Origin of the sequence: Roseburia zhanii (genome assembly GCF_014287635.1) — a bacterium.
In the GTDB taxonomy this organism is placed as follows: Bacteria; Bacillota; Clostridia; order Lachnospirales; family Lachnospiraceae; genus Roseburia_B; species Roseburia_B zhanii.
This window is the reverse complement of sequence record NZ_JACOPH010000003.1, coordinates 235,416-254,338: the sequence shown is the minus strand read 5'-3', so window position 1 is coordinate 254,338 and position 18,923 is coordinate 235,416. Positions and strand designations below refer to the sequence as shown.

15 protein-coding genes, 1 other RNA gene and 1 other annotated feature are annotated in these 18,923 nt (G+C 38.9%); of the genes, 4 read left to right on the top strand and 12 right to left on the bottom strand.

Annotated features, from left to right (window positions below; all coding sequences use genetic code 11):
- Nucleotides 1-86: 86 nt before the first annotated feature.
- The 7 genes from pheT to deoC all read right to left on the bottom strand — a co-directional run bounded on the left by pheT (nucleotide 87) and on the right by deoC (nucleotide 8,715).
- On the bottom strand, nucleotides 87-2,507 hold the full coding sequence (pheT, locus tag H8S17_RS06135) for a phenylalanine--tRNA ligase subunit beta (RefSeq protein WP_186866623.1): 2,421 nt from the start codon (nucleotides 2,505-2,507) through the stop codon (nucleotides 87-89).
- Nucleotides 2,508-2,526: 19 nt separating this feature from the next.
- On the bottom strand, nucleotides 2,527-3,546 hold the full coding sequence (gene pheS, locus H8S17_RS06130) for a phenylalanine--tRNA ligase subunit alpha (protein ID WP_178052202.1): 1,020 nt from the start codon (nucleotides 3,544-3,546) through the stop codon (nucleotides 2,527-2,529).
- Between the two features lie 46 nt (nucleotides 3,547-3,592).
- Nucleotides 3,593-3,823, bottom strand: a binding site (T-box leader).
- A 59-nt stretch (nucleotides 3,824-3,882) separates the two neighbouring features.
- Nucleotides 3,883-4,740 (bottom strand): YihY/virulence factor BrkB family protein, encoded by an 858-nt coding sequence (locus tag H8S17_RS06125; RefSeq protein ID WP_186866622.1) that lies wholly within the window; start codon nucleotides 4,738-4,740, stop codon nucleotides 3,883-3,885.
- Between the two features lie 77 nt (nucleotides 4,741-4,817).
- A complete protein-coding gene (locus H8S17_RS06120) occupies nucleotides 4,818-7,055 on the bottom strand; it encodes a SpoIID/LytB domain-containing protein (protein WP_186866621.1) in 2,238 nt (745 codons plus the stop codon).
- Between the two features lie 332 nt (nucleotides 7,056-7,387).
- Nucleotides 7,388-7,569, bottom strand: a non-coding RNA gene (gene ssrS, locus H8S17_RS06115) — 6S RNA.
- A 102-nt stretch (nucleotides 7,570-7,671) separates the two neighbouring features.
- The gene (locus H8S17_RS06110) at nucleotides 7,672-8,067 is read right to left on the bottom strand and encodes a cytidine deaminase (RefSeq protein WP_178052199.1); all 396 of its coding nucleotides are present in this window, start codon (nucleotides 8,065-8,067) and stop codon (nucleotides 7,672-7,674) included.
- Entirely contained in the window at nucleotides 8,068-8,715 is a 648-nt protein-coding gene (gene deoC, locus H8S17_RS06105; RefSeq protein ID WP_186866620.1) for a deoxyribose-phosphate aldolase, read from the bottom strand.
- Between the two features lie 244 nt (nucleotides 8,716-8,959).
- Between deoC and H8S17_RS06100 the strand changes: the two genes are divergently transcribed.
- Nucleotides 8,960-10,324 carry a citrate/2-methylcitrate synthase gene (locus H8S17_RS06100; RefSeq protein ID WP_186866619.1) on the top strand — a complete coding sequence of 455 codons (1,365 nt, stop codon included), beginning with the start codon at nucleotides 8,960-8,962 and terminating at the stop codon, nucleotides 10,322-10,324.
- An 82-nt stretch (nucleotides 10,325-10,406) separates the two neighbouring features.
- Here H8S17_RS06100 and H8S17_RS06095 read toward each other — a convergent pair whose 3' ends face one another.
- From H8S17_RS06095 to H8S17_RS06085, 3 genes are read right to left on the bottom strand one after another with little or no spacing between them, the layout of a single operon-like run.
- Nucleotides 10,407-12,038, bottom strand: coding sequence for a sensor histidine kinase (locus tag H8S17_RS06095; protein ID WP_186866618.1), 1,632 nt, complete (start codon nucleotides 12,036-12,038; stop codon nucleotides 10,407-10,409).
- Nucleotides 12,028-12,702, bottom strand: a complete 675-nt coding sequence (locus H8S17_RS06090) for a response regulator transcription factor (protein WP_178052195.1) — start codon at nucleotides 12,700-12,702, stop codon at nucleotides 12,028-12,030. The genes H8S17_RS06095 and H8S17_RS06090 overlap by 11 nt, the downstream gene beginning before the upstream one ends.
- A 17-nt stretch (nucleotides 12,703-12,719) precedes the next feature.
- Nucleotides 12,720-13,061, bottom strand: a complete 342-nt coding sequence (locus tag H8S17_RS06085) for a hypothetical protein (RefSeq protein WP_178052194.1) — start codon at nucleotides 13,059-13,061, stop codon at nucleotides 12,720-12,722.
- 218 nt (nucleotides 13,062-13,279) lie between these two features.
- On the opposite strand from H8S17_RS06085, the gene H8S17_RS06080 reads away from it, so the two are divergent.
- The gene (locus H8S17_RS06080; RefSeq protein ID WP_186866617.1) at nucleotides 13,280-13,657 is read left to right on the top strand and encodes a response regulator; all 378 of its coding nucleotides are present in this window, start codon (nucleotides 13,280-13,282) and stop codon (nucleotides 13,655-13,657) included.
- 3 nt (nucleotides 13,658-13,660) lie between these two features.
- Entirely contained in the window at nucleotides 13,661-14,542 is an 882-nt protein-coding gene (locus tag H8S17_RS06075) for a chemotaxis protein CheX (RefSeq protein ID WP_186866616.1), read from the top strand.
- A gap of 127 nt (nucleotides 14,543-14,669) precedes the next feature.
- Here the strand turns inward: H8S17_RS06075 and thrC are convergent, their stop codons facing one another.
- The gene (thrC, locus tag H8S17_RS06070) at nucleotides 14,670-16,163 is read right to left on the bottom strand and encodes a threonine synthase (RefSeq protein WP_186866615.1); all 1,494 of its coding nucleotides are present in this window, start codon (nucleotides 16,161-16,163) and stop codon (nucleotides 14,670-14,672) included.
- 243 nt (nucleotides 16,164-16,406) lie between these two features.
- Between thrC and H8S17_RS06065 the strand changes: the two genes are divergently transcribed.
- Complete coding sequence (locus tag H8S17_RS06065) at nucleotides 16,407-17,216, top strand: hypothetical protein (protein ID WP_186866614.1); 810 nt, start codon at nucleotides 16,407-16,409, stop codon at nucleotides 17,214-17,216.
- A gap of 57 nt (nucleotides 17,217-17,273) precedes the next feature.
- Here the strand turns inward: H8S17_RS06065 and H8S17_RS06060 are convergent, their stop codons facing one another.
- Nucleotides 17,274-18,872 carry a L,D-transpeptidase family protein gene (locus tag H8S17_RS06060; RefSeq protein WP_186866613.1) on the bottom strand — a complete coding sequence of 533 codons (1,599 nt, stop codon included), beginning with the start codon at nucleotides 18,870-18,872 and terminating at the stop codon, nucleotides 17,274-17,276.
- Nucleotides 18,873-18,923 lie beyond the last annotated feature (51 nt).

The following is an 18,923-nucleotide window of genomic DNA, read 5'->3' as shown; positions in this document are numbered from 1 at the left end:
ACTCTTTGTGTAACCTACTCCAAAATTACATTTTTATTGTAACATAACAAAGTTGTCTATGCAATCCGACTTATGATACAGAAATATTATTTTCGAAGTTCGATACCCATACCTTCTAATTCTTTTAAAATCTTATCCATAGCACCTGTGATATCAGCTTCTTCTAAGTTTTTCTCTTTTCCACGGAAAGTCAGGGAATATGCAAGGGACTTATATCCTAAACGGATCTGGGTTCCTTCATAAATATCAAACAGTTTATAGCTTTCTAAATATGCACCGCCCTTGCTGTCGAACACTTTTTCAATATCACCTGCAAGGATATTTCTCGGTACGACCATACTGATATCTCTTGTAGCAGCCGGGAATTTTGCGATTCCCTGATATTTTCTGTCAAAACTTGCCTGTGATACAATCTCCGGCATATCTAAAACTGCTACATACACACGATCTTTGATCGCATAATTAGAAGCTACCGTCGGGTGTACTTCTCCGATGTAACCGATCACTTTACTAGCATATGAGATATTTGCCTGTCTGCCCGGATGCAGATAAGGTTTACCGGCATTCGGATCATATTCAATCTTTTCATGCATGCCGATCTTTGTAAGGAATTCTTCTACCACACCTTTTAAAGTAAAGAAATCTCCTTCGCCATACATTCCTAATGTAAACTGCATACGTTCTTCCGGAAGTTCTGTCACTGGTACCTGTTTTGGAAGATAGATATTTCCCAATTCATACAGACGTACATCTTTATTTCTGCGGTTATAGTTTGTAGATAAAGATGTCAGCATACCGTTTAACGAGATTGTACGCATGATGCTGAAATCTTCTCCTAATGGGTTGGAGATCGTTACTGTTTTTCTTAAATCTGAATCTTCCGGGATCAGTAATTTATCAAATACTTTCGGGCTTTCAAAAGAATAGCACATTCCCTGTGAAAATCCACAGAATTCTGCAATATCTCTTGCAACTTCTTCAATCCTTAATTTAAAGGAAAGTTTTCCGGTAGTTGCTTCTCCGTTTGGTAGCGTTGTCGGAATATTATCATATCCGAAGAATCTTGCAACTTCTTCTGCAATGTCTGCATCACATTCAAGATCCTGCCGCCATGAAGGGATCAAAAGTTCATTGGATGCTTCATCATAACCTAACTCTAAGCGTTTAAAATAAGATAACATATCTTCCTTAGAAATCTCTGTTCCAAGCAGACGGTTATATTTTTCCGGCTCGAATGGAATCCTTCTGCCTTCTTTTTTCACAGGATAAATGTCAACGGCACCGCCAACGACTTCACCTGCACCTAATTCTTCAATCAACTGGCAGGCACGATCCATAGCTTCCATGGCATTGTTTGGATCTAAGCCCTTTTCAAATATGGAGGATGCATCTGTACGAAGTCCAATCTTTTTACTTGAAAGACGGATATTGGTACCATCAAAACATGCAGCTTCAAATAACATCGTTTTTACATTATCTGTGATCATGGAATTTTCACCGCCCATGATTCCGGCAATACCTACAGGCTTATCTGCATCACAGATCATCAGTACGCTTTCATCTAACTTACGTTCCTGTCCGTCTAAGGTTACAAAAGTTTCATCAGCAGATGCTCGTCTGACAATGATTTCTTTTCCTGCGATCGTGTCTAAGTCATACGCGTGCATTGGCTGTCCGTACTCTAACATAACATAGTTTGTGATATCGACTAAGTTATTGATCGGACGGATTCCCTGTGCTGACAGACGGTGCTGCATCCATTTTGGGGATGGTGCAAGATGGATATTTTTAACGACTCTTGCTGTATAGCGTGAGCAGAGCTCATGATCTTTTACAGTTACTTTAATATAATCATTCACATCTTCATCATTACCGGTCTTTGTGACAACTGGTGGTTTGAATTCTTTATGGAAAGTAGCTGCGGCTTCCCTTGCAATACCAAGAACTGCAAAACAGTCCACTCTGTTAGAAGTGATCTCATATTCAAATACAGCATCATGCAGTCCTAATGCTTCGATCGCATCACTTCCGACTTTGGCATCCGGCTCAAAGATATAAATACCGTATTCCGGTGCTTCCGGATAAAAATCTCTTGCAGAACCTAATTCTTCGATCGAACACATCATACCACAAGATTCTACTCCACGGAGTTTTCCTTTTTTGATCTTGATTCCGCCCGGTGTCAGATTACCGTCATGCCCACCGGCAACTCTGCCGCCTTCTAATACAACCGGTACTTTATCTCCTTCGGATACGTTTGGTGCTCCAGTTACGATCTGGATATTTTCACCTGCTCCAACGTCTACCTGACAGATGATCAGTTTATCTGCATCCGGATGAGGTTTGATCCCTTTGATCTGTCCGATCACGATCTTATCAAGATCTGCATCTAATTTTTTGTAGCCTTCTACTTTTGAGCCTGACAATGTCATGGCATCCATATATTCCTGCTCTGTTACGGAAAGTCCCGGAACTAACGCTTTAATCCATGCTAATGAAGTATTCATTTTTTATTTCCTCCCTGTCTTAGAACTGTTTTAAGAATCTGTCGTCGTTTTCATATAACAGACGCATATCATCAATTTCATATTTTAACAATGCGATTCGCTCTAATCCTACACCGAATGCAAAACCGGAATATTCTTCAGGATCAATTCCGCTCATGCGGAGCACTCTCGGATGAACCATTCCACAGCCTAAGATCTCGATCCAGCCTTCACCCTTACAGAAACGGCAGCCTTTTCCACCACATTTAAAGCAGGTTACATCCATCTCTGCACTCGGCTCTGTAAATGGGAAATGATGTGGACGGAATTTTACTTTTGTATCCGGTCCGAATAATTCTCTTGCAAATTCTTCTAAGGTTCCCTTTAAGTCTGAAAAGGTAATATGTTTATCAATGACAAGTCCTTCAATCTGGTGGAAAGACGGTGAGTGGGTAGCATCTACTTCATCTGCCCTGAAAACACGTCCCGGTGCGATCATACGGATCGGGAGTTTTCCTTTTTCCATTTCACGAACCTGTACCGGTGATGTCTGTGTACGGAGTACAATCTCATTATTGATATAGAAAGTATCCTGCTCGTCTTTTGCCGGATGGTTTGCCGGAATATTTAAAGCTTCAAAGTTATAGTAATCTAATTCCACTTCCGGACCTTCGACTACTTCATAACCCATACCGATAAAGATACGTTCTACTTCTTCTAATGCAATCGTATTCGGATGTCTGTGTCCGACTTTGTTTTTCTTTGCCGGTAATGTGACATCGATCACTTCATTCTGTAAACGAAGCTCTAATTCTTTGGCTTCTAATGCTTTCTTTGCATTTTCTAACTTATCTTCAATTTCAGAACGGACTTCATTGACAAGCTGTCCAAATGCCGGACGTTCCTCAGGAAGTACGTCTTTCATGCTCTTTAAAACTGCGGTCAGTTCTCCTTTTTTTCCTAAGACTGCAACACGGACATCATTTAATTTTGTCAGATCGTCAGATGCTGCAATTCTGTTCATTGCTTCTTCTTTGATTTTCTGCAATTTTTCCTTCATAACATATCTCCTTTGAATTTTAAAAATAAAAAAAGCCGTTCACCCACATAGGGACGAACAACTCCGCGATACCACCCTGATTCTTAAGAAGATTTCTTAAGCTCTCATTAAACACGTAACGTGTGCAAAACGTTATGGACTACTGTTATAAAAAGTTCACCCACACTGCTCCGGTGTGAAATTCGGTGATCCACTTACTTTAAGGACGTTTCCAGCCGATGACTTCCTCTCTCTTTTAAGTGTGTGAATACTTACTGCTCACCTTCATAGCATTTATTTTTTCAATTACGTCATCTAGTGTAACACAAGCATTTTGGAAATGCAACACGATTACGTTTATTTTTTGATATGTTTTTTATGAAATTCGATCACTTTTTCTCCAAACAGTACGTTGATTTCTCCGCATAAAAGCATGATATACATACCAAAATACAGCCAGAGCATCACAAGAACAATCGTTGTCAGACTGCCATACATGGAAAATCCGTTAAAATAATCTACATAAATAGATACTCCAAAAGAAAACATATACCAGATGACTGCACATAAGACAGCTCCCGGGAACTGGTTGCGGAATGTCAGCTTTCTGTCTTTGAGATCACTGTTATTTGGCAGTGTGCGGTATAAGATCGTAAAGAGACCGCACATAAAGACAAATAATATCAATCCCCGAAAACGGAAAAATACTGCGGTTGCCTTTGCTAAAAACGGTACATATCCGATCAGTATCTCTTGGATTGTATTACCAAATACAAGTAATACCAAAATCGCTACAATGGCAAATAAAAATACGATTGTATAAACTGCTGCCCAGAATCTGCGTAATACCCAGTTTCTTGTTTCTCTGATGCCGTTGATCTGATTTAAACCGGATGCAATATACTGTACGCCCCTTGCTGCTGACCAGATAGCAACAACGGCGGTTACAGATACGATACCGACAGATTTATGATAGACTTCATTGATGATCGATACCAGAAAAGGGGCAATATATTCCGGCATCAGACTGTTGACTAAGTGCATGAGTGTGGCTTCTGATACCATAGTGTATTGCAGCAGGGAACTGAATACCATCAGAAACGGAATCAAGGATAACAGCATAAAAAATGCTGACTGTGCTGCAAATGCACTGATATTATCTTTTTTACATTTTTCAGAAAATACAATTCCATTTTTGATCAGTTTCCATACCATACACATAAACTCCTCTGATGTTACCGTAATGACAATAACTGTTTTCGCTGAAAATAAGCTGCGATTCCTCAAGATTATCATGTTACATTTGTAATTTCAATATCTTTAAAAAAGAAATTTAAGATTTCTTCCCAGCTTTTTCCCATTGCAGCCATTGCATCTGCTCCATTCTGGCTCATGCCGATCCCATGTCCGTATCCGCCACCTGTGATCGCATAGGTTCCATTTTCAACCGGAACGATCGTGGCATAGGCACTCGGCAGCAAGGTACTCTCTCTGTTTGTTCCATCCGCTAATGTCAGTGACGTAAGTCCTGCTCCAAGTACTGCCCTGATATTATATTCATTTCCGATCAAAACAGTTCCATGCTCATACGTCAGCGCCAGTTGTAATGCAACACCTCCGGTACTTCTTTTTGTGATCGCAAGCTGTGTCAGGTTTCCGAATTTTTTCATTTTGGGAATGACCTGACTACTGCTGTCCATATAGATGATATCTTCCGGTGTCCGCATCTTTCTCGTCCGCAGAATACTTTTTATTTTTTTCTGTGTCTGTTTTGATGTATAATCGGCTGATGCACGCCAGCGGTAATATGGCATTGCCGCTTCGTATGCTGTTCCATCACTGTCTGCAAGGAATTGTGAAAATGCTTCTTCTGTAGACAGGTCAGGTTCGCCGCCGCCCTCTTTGACAAGTGTATTGCGAAGATAGCCATACTGACTGTCTGCAGCCAGATTCCATGCTTCACCATTGCCGGTGATTCCAGAAGAAGTTGAAAAATAATATGCTTCTGCAATTTTCCCCTGATAATGTATGACTTTTCCGGCGGTATCTAAAACGGCTGCAGAAGTTTTTTCGTCCCGCTCCTTCTTATTGTATACCTGATAATTCGTTGAATCTTCCACATGTGCACCAAAAGCGGCATAATCTCCCCGTTCTAACTGGATGTAGGCATAGCTTCTCGCACATACTGCCTGTGCTTTTAATGCCTCCACTTCATACGCTGCCGGCATTTCACTTGGAACGACTGCACACAGATATTCTTCGATCGGCAGTTCATTGACAATCACATAACCTTCCGGATATCTTCGCAGTTCTATACTTCCTTTATAACCATAGGACAGCCTTGTTCCAGCAGCATCACAGATATATAATTCTCCAGATTCATCTGTGGGTTTGAGCTGCAGGCTGTTTTCTTCGATATTCGCAAATAAGTCGCCCGCTGCTGATACTGTTTCAGGCGGTATGTCAGCAGTTCCTTCTTTTTGCAGGATCTGATAGGCACTGTCCGCACTAATATAGATATTTTCCCGATAAGGGGTACCATCATCTGCTAACAGAAGAACACGTATTTTTGAAAGCTGTGCCGGTTCTCTTAATAAGACTGCCTCTACGCTCTCACCTGCAACCACATATTCTACTTTCATATTTGCAATGACAATATCCGACAGATCTTTTTGCTCAATCGATCCATATGTCTTATATACCGGAAGGTTTTCCGCCCGCGCAATCTCTCCATAGCCTTCGATCTCAATCGTATGTTCATTCAAAGAAATCAGATTTCCCTGTATGGTATCACCCTTCACCTGCACTTTTGCAATGACACCATTCTGCCAGAGCAGGTCACAGATATGATTTTCCACCTCAGCCGGCTGCTCTACCACAATATCTAATGTATAGGTATTCCGATTGCTCAAAAAGGTGATCTGATCTGCTTCTGCCTTTTCTACATAGACATTACAAAGTGAGGCTGTTTCGCTTTGCATTCCAGCAATTCCGATCACTGAATTATCTTTTATGTAAAATCCCATGGCAGTCATTGGGGTAAACTTTATATCGGATAACTTATATGTATATGTACCAGACGCACAGGTCAATGTATCTTTTTCCTGTTTTAAGATCACTTCATCTGTTACGGTGATCTGATCATTTTCGTCCAGCAAGTCCAATAACTGACTGTAAACTTCCCGCCACTGTTTTCGTGTCAGGACAGCTTCATTTCCCTTTTCATAATCAATATATCCACTGCTTCCTGTCTGTTCTAATATCCATAAAACGGTATCTGCGGTTACTACTTCGCCAAAATCCTGTTCTGTGAGCAGATCTTCCCATTCTTTTTTTGAATAATAACAGAAATCCAACAGATCCGGCAATTCCTTGATCTGTACATAGTCATCACTATACCCATATTCTACTGTCTGCTTTGTGTCATTCCAGACGAAAAAGACCACTCCTGCAAAACATACCACAATAATAAGCAGTTTCATGATATTATTCATAGTTCTTGTCATTCCTTTTACTCCCTTGTTTACCATTGCGATCACTCTCATGCTCCGGTTCTTTTATGATAAAGATGGAAAAAAGAAGCTGCCGTAAAAGCAGCTTCTTTCATTCATATGTTATCTTTTGTACATTTATGACTCATCGTATGTATTTTATACCAATCTTCTGTACGTTTTATTTTCTATCTTCTGTATGTCTGATTACTGATATCTTTTGTAGCTTAGATGCTTTTGTATTTATGCTAAAGGTTATCATCTGTATATCAAAATCTTCTGTACTGTGATATATAAACTCTTTCGTACATTTATATAAAGACTATCCTCTGTACTTTATGATCTTTTGTACTTCTATCATGTTGTCTTTTGAAAAACCCAAAATGCCGTTTCCTACAATTTTGACGCCTAGCCAGAGCTAGGTGGGTAACTGCAGCCTCTCTTCTGTCTTCCGCTGCAATATGACGGCTTGACATCCAATCGGCAATATAAGAAACCCGTAAAAGTAAATGTAGGTTCAAAATAGTAGGGTTGTCGAACATCCCAGGAATATAATTCTCAAGTTCTTGTAAAACCTAAAAGCATTATACCTTAATATGTCATAAATTTCAATCAAAAATACATAGAAAAACAAGGAAAATTTTTCCCATAAGTTTTACAGGTCATTTGCCGAAAATGCTCCCGGAAAAAGTTCTTCTAATGTATATACTTTATAATCCGTAGGATTTTTAGCAAGTATGACCTGAAATTCCTTTGGATTACAGAACTCCATCATTACCTGACGGCAGACTCCGCAGGGTGCTAAATATTCCTCTTTATCGCCGACGATCGCAATCCCTCTAAACTTCCGTTCTCCTTCTGATACTGCTTTAAAAAAAGCGGTACGTTCTGCACAGTTTGTCGGTGAATAAGCGGCATTTTCAATATTACAGCCACGATAGATCCTGCCGGAATCTGTACATAATGCGGCTCCTACATGAAAGTTCGAATAAGGTGCATAAGAATATTCCTTAGCTTTATAAGCTTCGGAGATCAATTCTAATATATTCATCTATAGTTCTCCTAACATCGAAATCGCAGAACTTGTACCGATCCTGCTGCAACCTGCCTTGATATAATCTTCCATTTCCTTACGGCTTCGGATTCCACCGGCAGCTTTGATCTTTACATCTGCTCCAATATGTTCTTTCATCAGTTTCACATCTTCTAAAGTGGCACCGGCTGTTCCAAATCCTGTAGATGTCTTGATAAAATCTGCTTTTGCATTGGTAACTGCCTGACACATGGCAATTTTTTCTTCCTCTGTCAGATAACAGGTTTCGATGATCACTTTTAAAGTATGATCTCCGGTGGCTTTTTTAAGTGCTGCGATCTCCTGCTCTACTTTATCATAATCTTTATTTTTCACATCACAGATGTTGATGACCATATCGATTTCAGATGCACCGTCTTTTAATGCCTGCATGGTTTCGGCAACCTTGCCTTCGGTACTGCTGTAACCTAATGGGAAACCGACAACGGTACAGATCGTAAGATCCTTAAACTCATCATGCACCCGTTTGATATAGCAGGCTGGTATACAGACAGATGCCATCTGATAAGTTATCGCCTCTTTACATAATTTTTCTATATCTTCCCATGTTGTATATGCTTTTAATGCAGTATGATCCACATATGTATATAATTCTTTTGATTCCACTTTGATACTTCCTTTCCTGATTTGATCCTGTGTCTATCATAACGTATATTTTTACATTTTTCCAGCATTTCATATATTGAAAAAAAATAAACAAATTCTAAACTTTTTTTGAAAATTCTTTAAAAGATGCATATTTATCTTGTTATATTCTTTCATTTTATGATATTATTAGAGAATAGGTAACCATTCAGTATAGGTCAGACTATGGAATAGTTACAGGACTAGACAGAAAAGGAGGATGTATATGCATACAAATTCATACAGTGAAGTAACACCTGAAATATTAAAACTCTCCCAACTCTGTGAAGAAACTGCAACCATCAACCCTGCGTTATATTCAGAGTATGATGTTAAGAGAGGTCTTCGTGATGTAAACGGAAAAGGTGTCCTTGTTGGATTGACACAGATAGCCGATGTATGTTCTACCAGAATCGAAAATGGTGTGGCAGTTCCGGCAGATGGTAACCTTTATTATCGTGGATATAATGTCAAGGATATCGTAAAAGGAATTGATGACAGCAGTCATTTTGGTTTTGAGGAAAGTACTTATCTTCTATTATTCGGGAAACTGCCTACAAAACCACAGTTAGATGAATTTACAGAACTGTTAAGCTATTACCGTACCCTGCCTACCAGTTTTGTAAGGGATATCATTATGAAAGCTCCGAGTAAGGATATGATGAATACGTTAGCCCGAAGTGTTTTGACGCTTTATTCTTATGATGATGCAGCCGATGATATTTCACTTCCGAATGTGCTGCGTCAGTGTTTACAGCTTATCAGCCTATTCCCACTGTTATCTGTGTATGGTTATCAGGCTTACAAGCATTACCATGATGGGGCAAGTCTTTTTATCCATTCACCAAAACCGGAATATTCAACAGCGGAGAATATTCTTCATATTTTAAGACCGGATTCTAAATTCTCAGCATTAGAAGCAAAACTGTTAGATACTGCACTGATTCTGCACATGGAACATGGCGGTGGTAATAACTCCACGTTTACAACACATTTAGTTTCTTCTTCCGGTACAGATACATATTCTGTAATTGCCGCTTCTTTAGGCTCTTTAAAGGGCCCGAAACATGGTGGCGCAAATATCAAGGTTGTACAGATGTTTGAGGATATGAAGGCAAACTTAAAAGACTGGACAGATGAAGAAGAAGTCAGCAGATATTTAAGAGCTTTGCTGAACAAAGAGGCATTTGACCACGCAGGACTGATTTATGGTATGGGACATGCTGTTTATTCCCTTTCTGATCCTCGTGCGGTTATCTTCCACTCTTTTGTAGAACGTCTTTCAAAAGAAAAAGGAAAAGATAAAGAATTTGCTCTTTATACACTTGTAGAACGGTTAGCTCCAAAGATCATTGCCGATGAGAGAAAGATCTACAAAGGTGTCAGCCCGAATGTCGATTTCTACAGCGGATTTGCATATTCCATGTTAAACCTTCCATTAGAGCTTTATACACCTATTTTTGCGATCGCAAGAATTTCAGGCTGGAGTGCACACAGACTTGAAGAACTCTCTTACAGTGGTAAGATCATGCGTCCGGCTTACAAATTTGTAGATGAACACAAGGAATATATTCCGATTTCACAAAGATAATTGATCTGATTTTTATACAAAAAAAGATAGTACCCGTTCAAAAGGTACTATCGTTTTTTGTATTCATAAAATTCTTCTGAATCTAAGATCCTTCATTTTCCGGATCTTCTTCTTTTAATTCAAACCAGAAGGTACTTCCATGACCGATCTCACTTTCTGCACCGTAAGCCGCCTGATGCAGTTCTAAGATATGTTTTACAATCGATAAGCCGAGTCCTGAACCAGCAACAGCACGCTTGTGGTCTTTATCTATCTTATAATAACGCTCCCAGATATGAGGCAGTTCTTCTTTGGCAATGCCTGCCCCACTGTCTTTGATCTCAATCCTGACCTTTTCATCTTTTAAGATCTGGCATACAACGACTGTCTTATCTTCTCCGGTATAATGGATTGCATTATTGATCAGGTTATAAAGTACCTGTTCCATTTTAAATGCATCAGCTGTCACCCATGCATCCCTGTCATAAATGAAACGGATCCGGTAATGATCCTGTTCCATCAGCTTATTGTATCGTTTTAATACCAGACGGATACCTTCTGTTAAATTATAACATTCACTGTTATTGACTAAAACACCTGCCTGTAACTTCGAGAGATCTAACATATCATTAACAAGATTTGTCAGATGCATTGCTTCATCAATCACAACCTGAATATTTTCAGGGGTGTTCTCTCCCGGAAGATCCCGCATGGCTTCTGAATATGCAGTGATCATCGTCAGCGGTGTCCGCAGATCATGTGACACATTTGCGATCAGTTCCCTGCGGAATTGTTCTGTCCGCTCTAATTCCTTTGCCATATAATTTAACGTATCGGATAATTCTGCGATTTCTTTATAATCTTTGCCCTCAAATACGACATCATATTTTCCTTTGGCTAATTCCCTTGCAGAATCATTGACACGTATCATGGATTTAGAAATCTGTCTGGAAATGATAAGTGCTAATAAAATGGATAAAATCAGCATTACGATACTGATAAAAATCAATTCGATCTTAAGTGTATAAATCGTAGCATTCACAGGTGTCAGCATGGAATTTAAAAAAAAGATATGCTCTGTTTCGCCATCATTTAAGATTGTCACATAGATCACATTTTCTGCTCGTTCCATCTGATGCGACTGCATCAGCAACGGAACTTCTTCTTTTGGCGGAGTATTTCCATTCTTTGGACTGGCTGGATTTTCCACATTTTGAGGAAACTCTTTTTTTTCGGGAGGTGTATCTTGATCATCCGGCTTTTGGAAAAAGGCTGCTTCAGTAGATAAAACATCTTCTCCACCCTGTGGCATATTCTGATCCTGGAACATTGGATTCCTGTTTCCCCGAAATACAATCTTTGCACATCCACCATTGTCTTTTGCTAACTGGTAATAGTTATCTAACTCTTGTTTGGGCATCTGGTTGAGGCGGGAATTTTCCACGTATTCTGCATTGTATACAACCTGTCCATTCGTATCTACGATATAGATTGCAAGATTATTTCCGGCAGCAAGCAGATTAAACTGTTCTTCTTTGACACTTTCTTCATCTGAGGAATTCCAGACAGCGATCACTTCTTCCCTGACATTTTCTGCAGTTTTCGTTCTGACATATTTGTAAAAAGAATCTAAGTAACATACCTGTAACAGCCAAAGTATCACTAACAGAATGATGATAAATATCAAAAGGAAGATAAATATCCTCCATTTAATGCTGATTTTCTCATGCTTCAAAACGATATCCTACTCCTCTTAAAGTTACTAAAAATTTGCGGTATTCACCAAGACTGTTACGCAACAGCTTGATATGGGTATCCAAGGTCCTGTCATCGCCATAGTAATCATAGCCCCAGACATCTGTAATCAGTTTTTCACGCTCTAGGGCAATGTTACGGTTTTTGACCAGATAAAATAACAGTTCATATTCTCTTGGTGACATATTCACCCGCTCACCGTTTACCGTTACGACACGTCCGGTAAAATCAATAAAAAGACCTTCTTTTTCAAAGGTTTCATGTACATGTTCTTCTTTTGGTGTCTTAGTCCTGCTGATCAAGACTTTGATTCGCATCATCAATTCTTTCGGTGAAAATGGTTTTACAACATAATCATCGACACCCATCTCAAAACCATGTATCCTGTCATATTCTTCTCCTCTTGCAGAAAGCATGATCACAGGAGTCGTTTTAATCTCACGTATCTTGCGGCAAGTGGAAAAACCATCTATTTTCGGCATCATAATATCTAAGATGATCACATCAAAATCCTGACTGCGGCACAACTGAAGTGCCTCGATCCCATCTTTTGCCTCTGTTACGTCATATCCTTCAAATTCTGCATATTTACGTATGATCGTACGGATTTTCTCCTCATCATCAACTACAAGTATCCTATCCATACTGCTCCCCCATCTTTTTAGTAAAAATATTCTCCTTTTTTCTTTCTGACTTCTCTTGTAAACCAAAGCCATGCACCTACAAAGATAAAAACTCCGCCGATATCAAAGACTTTTCCAAGCGAAAAAACGGTATCGTTAATACAGCCAAGGACACCAAATATCACAGCAATGGCACCGAAAATGATCATCTGGTTATAAATGCTTTGAATAAAACTCTTTCTATCCTTACACTTTGTTACTTCTAGTTCGTTAATGATCACATTGCTGATCTCTCCGGTCTTTTTCATCTGAAAGGCAGAATAGATCAGATAAATGCCGAGTCCTGCAATGATAACATCAAAAATTAGTACTAAATTCATGTCTTTCACCTCATTTTTTATTTTTCTATTGTTCTATTATATATGGATTTATTTTGATACGCAAATATAAAATAAGAAAAACTGGTACAATATGTGGTGAGCATATACAAAATGTCTCTTTTGTTAAAATTTTATGAACTATTCGGGCAATAAATGTTGAAACTTTGGACTACATGGTATAATATAATTATATTACATACTATAAAGGAGCGGTTATTATGAAATTAGAAGATGCTAAAATTTTAATTGGTGATGATTCCATTTTAGCCAGGAAACAATTAAAAGATATTATATCTTCTCTAGGCGGAAGAAATTTTTTAGATGCGTCTAATGGACAAGAAGTCATTGATATATATAAGGAACAATCTCCTGAAGTTGTTTTTCTTGATATTGTTATGCCTGTAAAGGACGGAAACACAGCCATTGCAGAAATCATGGAATTTGATCCAAAAGCAGATATCGTCATCGTATCTTCTGTTGGCACACAATCACAATTAAAACAGGCTATTCAGCTTGGTGCTAAGGATTTTTTACAAAAACCACTTAATCGCAGGCAGATTGAATCTATTCTTAATAATCGTTTTGAAGGGAGATAATGTATGTATTCACAATTTTTCGGAAATTACCTGCTAAGCAAACATATCATTCCAGCAGATAAGCTTATCAGTGCAATCGAGAATTTGCACACAAAGCATATTAAACTGGGAACACTTGCTATCCATGCCGGTCTTATGACAGCTGCACAGGTTGATGCCATTGTTATCCGGCAGACACATGAGGATAAACGTTTTGGGGAGCTTGCGATTGAAGAAGGCTATCTGACTAGAGAACAGGTCAATTCTCTTTTAGACCAGCAGACACCGGATTATCTTCTGATCGGTCAGTATTTAGTAGACAATGGTACTTTAACAAATGCACAACTTGAAGATCTGATTTCCTCTTATCAGGCTGAAAATAAGATTTCTAATTTAGAGCATACGAATATCCAGAAAGAGAATCTCCAGACTTTGATCCGTAACCTGTTTTTGATTACAGATACAGAACTTTCTGAGAATCTGTTTAAATACCTGACACTGTTATTCAATAACCTGATCCGTTTTATCGGTGAAGATTTTGCTCCGTTAAATCCGTCGGTCTGTAAGGAATATTTAACAAGCCAGTGCTCTACCCAGATCATCAATGGTGAGTTTTCGATGACTTCCTATTTTGATATGCAGGAAGATACAGCGATCATCTTTGCATCCAGATATGTCAAAGAGAAATTTGAAGAATATGATGAATATGTACAGGCTTCTATCGAAGATTTCTTAAATCTCCATAACGGACTGTTCAACGTCAATGTATCAAATGATGATTCCATAGAACTGTTTTTAAATCCACCGGTCAGCATGGAGAATACACTTATCAGCAGCGCTTCAAATATGATCCTTCTGCCGATCATGTATCCGTTTGGAATCTTGAACTTCCTGATCAAATTATAATCATACATATTATCACGTAAGAAACCACCGATTCAGACGGTGGTTTTTTTGTGCTCAAACGAATTGTTTATATAGACAAGAAAAACCGCCAGATTACGGTATGATCTGGCGGTTTCATTTACTTCTCTTAGATATTTAAGAATTTCTTTACAACGCTCTCCATCTCATCAACTTCGCATACAGTATCGTGAAGTACTTTTGCACTGCGGATATCTTCGATAGCCTGTGGGACTTTTACGTTGGAAATACGGCTTAATTCATCGACTAATTCAAAGTCTGTCATGGAATCATATTTCTCTTTGTCAATCGCGTCCATAACGCTTCTTGTAAACTTATATGGGCTTGCTGTAGAAGCAATCACTGTCTTAGTATCTGTATCATTTGTTTCTTTGAGATACTTGTGATATACACCGGCTGCTACTGCGGTATGGGTATCGATCACATAGCCTGTTTTCTCATACAGATCTTTGATGACCTCTGCGGTTTCTGCTTCAGTGGTATAGTTTCCATAGAAATCTTTTAACTGCTCTTTCATCTCGGCTGTGATCTCGTATTTACCTTCACTTGATAATGCTTTCATAAATGCTTCATTCTTGGCTGCATCATTTCCGGCAATACGGTAGATCAGTCTTTCTAAGTTGCTGGAGATCAAAATATCCATAGATGGTGAAGATGTCAGGATAAATTCTCTGTTCTTATCATAGGTACCTGTGCTGAAGAAATCATATAATACTCTATTTTCGTTAGAAGCACAGATCAGTTTTGCGATTGGAAGTCCCATATTTTTAGCATAGAAAGCAGCTAAAATATTACCGAAATTACCGGTTGGAACAACAACGTTGATCTTCTCTCCTTTTTTGATCTCGCCATTTGCATATAATTTTGCATAAGCATATACATAATATACGATCTGTGGAACTAAACGTCCGATGTTGATGGAGTTTGCAGAGGAGAACTGATATCCTGCGGCATCCATGACTTTTGCTAACTTAGCATCGGAGAACATTTTCTTCACACCGGTCTGTGCCTGATCGAAGTTACCATTGATCCCTACAACAAATGTATTCTCGCCTTTCTGTGTAACCATCTGTTTCTCTTGAATCGGGCTGACACCATGCTTTGGATAAAAGACGATGATCTTTGTTCCTTTGACATCAGCAAATCCTGCTAAAGCAGCTTTTCCGGTATCTCCTGAAGTAGCTGTTAAGATCACGATATCATTTTTTACCTGATTCTTTCTTGCGGCTGTGATCAGTAAATGTGGCAGAATGGATAATGCCATATCCTTAAATGCGATCGTAGAACCATGGAACAGTTCTAAATAATATGCTCCGTCTGCACTTACTAAAGGTGCGATCTCTTCTGTATCGAATTTGCTGTCATATGCGGCATTGATGCAGTTTTTCAATTCTTCTTCTGTAAAATCTGTCAAAAATCTGCTCATAACGGCATATGCAGTTTCCTGATATGTCATTTTTGCAAGATCATCTAAATCAATATCTAATGCCGGAATTGCTGTAGGTACAAACAATCCACCTTCTCCGGCAAGACCTTTTAAAATCGCCTGTGATGCGGTTACCTTTTCTTCTGCATTTCTTGTACTTGCATAAATTAAGTCCATATTCTCATCCTCTTTCTCTTTGTACGAGTGTTATTCTTCTGGTATATGGTTATTTCAAATAACCATCAAACATTCTAATTATATAAGAAACTAAAGGAAAATGTCAACGTATTTGCGGAATTTATGTTATAATATAACAACAGTTTGGCTATAAGCTAAGTAACATACGGATCATGCTAACATGAATATGTTATAGGAGTATTGGCTGAACGACGACATCATATGTGCATAAGGAGGTTCTTCATGCAAAAAGGCGTATATCAGGCAGTAAAAAAAGATGGAACGATTTATTACCGTTCAAGTATCACTTACCGGAATAAACATATCAGCCTTGGAAGTTTTCTAAATGAAGCAGATGCTCATGCTGCGTACTTAGAAGCAGAAAAGATCCTGACAGATCCTGGTATTTCCTTAGAACACAAATTATTTCACCCGAAGATGCTGAACTTTGAAAAGGTTGTTACGCTGGTCAATTTCAGGGATAACCGTATTTATATCAAAACACCTATTTATCTGCATCACAATTATTTTTCCTATTATCTTTCTGCAAAGGAGGAATATAAGTTTGACATTGACGATCTGTTCTTCTATTCCAGTCATAAGATCATCAAGCGTGGCGGGCATCTGTTTGTCAATGAATATGGAATGCAGACGACGATCTTATCCCGCTATGGTATCCGCAGTTTTGCGGTAAATGGACGGGATTATACATTTATCAACGGGGATCAGACAGACTACCGTTATTCGAATATCCTCTTAGTCAACCGTTATTATGGGGTAACGTCTTCAGTACGCAACGGAAAGCCTTGTTTTGAAGTCCGGCTGCATATCAATGGCAATTATATCGTCGGCATATATGATTCAGAAATCACTGCCGCGATCGCATATAATAAAGCAGTCGATACTGCGATCGCCCATGGCATTATAAGAAATTATGCCGAAAATTATATTCTTGATCTATCTGCGAAAGAATATGCATCTATTTATTCCGAGCTGAAACTCTCTAAAAAATTTTTGCAGTATATATCGGAATATAATCAAACAGACAGTTAACAAAAACATTTTATTTTTGTCACCTGTCTGTTGTTATTTAGAATGATAAGAATTCTATTATTGCTCCGGTATTGCCGGCACGGCTTCTACACTACCATCTTCTGCGATACGCTCACCTTCATTTACCTGCGGGGTATTCGCCGCATTTTCTGCCTCCGCTTTTTTTGCTGCTTCTTCTTTTGCCTTTTCCTTTGCTTCATCATAATAGGAATATGCATTGGAAATTTTGGTATTTTCTGCGGTTAATTTTACCTTTTCCCTATAATATGCAACTACCGGCGTGTCAACTTCTACAATCTTATAAAGCGTAGTAGCGGCATCTTCCGATACATTGATACATCCATGGGAACCGGAAGTCTTATAGATCGTTCCTCCGAATTTGCCATGCCTCCATGGTGCATCATGGATACCGACATTGTAGGCAAATGGCATAAAATATGTAACATCCGATGCGTAGTTTTCTCCCTTAAGGACTGCCGGACTCTTCTTATATACAATCTTATAGACACCATCCGGTGAACCGTTTCCCCGGCTGATATTACCGGATACGATGTCCGTGTCTAACTTCAGTTCGCCTTTTTCATAATACCACAGATGCTGGTTCGTATAATCGATCTCTATGTAAGTATCTCCGATATCATTTTTACTCCGGCTGACTGCGGTCTGCGAATATACCGGCTCTCTGGTCTTAACATCACCATTTTTTACTTCCTGCAAAAGCTGTTCTAATTCCGCTTCTTTATCAATTACCCAGCCATAATCTCCTCCGCCGATCGTAACGGTATCACCTTTGGAAGTCTTGAATTCCCTCTCATCGCCGTATGTATTGTACTTACTGGCAAGACTCTGCACATATGATGCTGCTTTGTCTTCGTCAAAGGTCACATTGTAATTCTCATCGATAGTGATCCATGAAGATATTACGCTCTTATCTACAACTTCCTTATCCTCACCGAAATCATAAGTGATCTCTGCCCCAAAATAGGACTGGATCTTATCCATACATGCTGTTAAAACTTCATCATCGGATGTAACTTCCGGTTTCTCATAAAGATCATCGGTAAAAGTAAATTCTGTTTCTCCAGCATCAACGGCAGCTTTCACCCTTGCTGCTAATTTGTCCTTGATCAGATAATTTCCCTGATCTTCCGGAACAATTTCATAACCATTATCTGTCATCTGGATAAATGCATCTGTCGGTTTCTTCATATAATCTTCTTTTAAACAGCCAAGATCATTGATCTCCTCCTGTAACAATGCATCATCATAGGTAATGCTCTTATCGACATCCAGCTTCTTGTCTTTTGTAATCTTAGCCGGCCATAAGAATGATTTCTGCTCGTTTATCAGTTTTTCTTCCTCTCCGGTCGGCTGATAGTCATAGTCGATCGATGCACCTAAGATCTGATAGGAATTACCGTTCCTGTCATACATCGTCAGCAGATAGTCCTTCACTTCACTCCGAAGTTCTTCTGCTGCATCTTCGGCTGTCATGCCACTGACATCCACATCTTCGATGCTCGTCTGATAAAAGAAATGATTTCTGAAATAAATTCCAAAGAATATGTATATTCCAAGTACTAAAAATGCAATCACTGCAAAAGCTGACAGTAAAGATCTGCGTAAAACTCCCGCTTTCTTCTTTCTGCGAACCATAATTTCACTCCTTCTTTTTCACATTTCAGTTTATTATACTCCATTTTACGA

What these genes read in the sequence shown, in the direction of transcription:
- pheT (WP_186866623.1), bottom strand. Translation starts at nt 2,507, where the DNA reads ATGAATACTTCATTAGCATGGATTAAAGCGTTAGTTCCGGGACTTTCC.
- pheS (WP_178052202.1), bottom strand. Translation starts at nt 3,546, where the DNA reads ATGAAGGAAAAATTGCAGAAAATCAAAGAAGAAGCAATGAACAGAATT.
- H8S17_RS06125 (WP_186866622.1), bottom strand. Translation starts at nt 4,740, where the DNA reads ATGGTATGGAAACTGATCAAAAATGGAATTGTATTTTCTGAAAAATGT.
- H8S17_RS06120 (WP_186866621.1), bottom strand. Translation starts at nt 7,055, where the DNA reads ATGGTAAACAAGGGAGTAAAAGGAATGACAAGAACTATGAATAATATC.
- H8S17_RS06110 (WP_178052199.1), bottom strand. Translation starts at nt 8,067, where the DNA reads ATGAATATATTAGAATTGATCTCCGAAGCTTATAAAGCTAAGGAATAT.
- H8S17_RS06100 (WP_186866619.1), top strand. Translation starts at nt 8,960, where the DNA reads ATGCATACAAATTCATACAGTGAAGTAACACCTGAAATATTAAAACTC.
- H8S17_RS06090 (WP_178052195.1), bottom strand. Translation starts at nt 12,702, where the DNA reads ATGGATAGGATACTTGTAGTTGATGATGAGGAGAAAATCCGTACGATC.
- H8S17_RS06085 (WP_178052194.1), bottom strand. Translation starts at nt 13,061, where the DNA reads ATGAATTTAGTACTAATTTTTGATGTTATCATTGCAGGACTCGGCATT.
- H8S17_RS06080 (WP_186866617.1), top strand. Translation starts at nt 13,280, where the DNA reads ATGAAATTAGAAGATGCTAAAATTTTAATTGGTGATGATTCCATTTTA.
- H8S17_RS06075 (WP_186866616.1), top strand. Translation starts at nt 13,661, where the DNA reads ATGTATTCACAATTTTTCGGAAATTACCTGCTAAGCAAACATATCATT.
- thrC (WP_186866615.1), bottom strand. Translation starts at nt 16,163, where the DNA reads ATGGACTTAATTTATGCAAGTACAAGAAATGCAGAAGAAAAGGTAACC.
- H8S17_RS06065 (WP_186866614.1), top strand. Translation starts at nt 16,407, where the DNA reads ATGCAAAAAGGCGTATATCAGGCAGTAAAAAAAGATGGAACGATTTAT.
- H8S17_RS06060 (WP_186866613.1), bottom strand. Translation starts at nt 18,872, where the DNA reads ATGGTTCGCAGAAAGAAGAAAGCGGGAGTTTTACGCAGATCTTTACTG.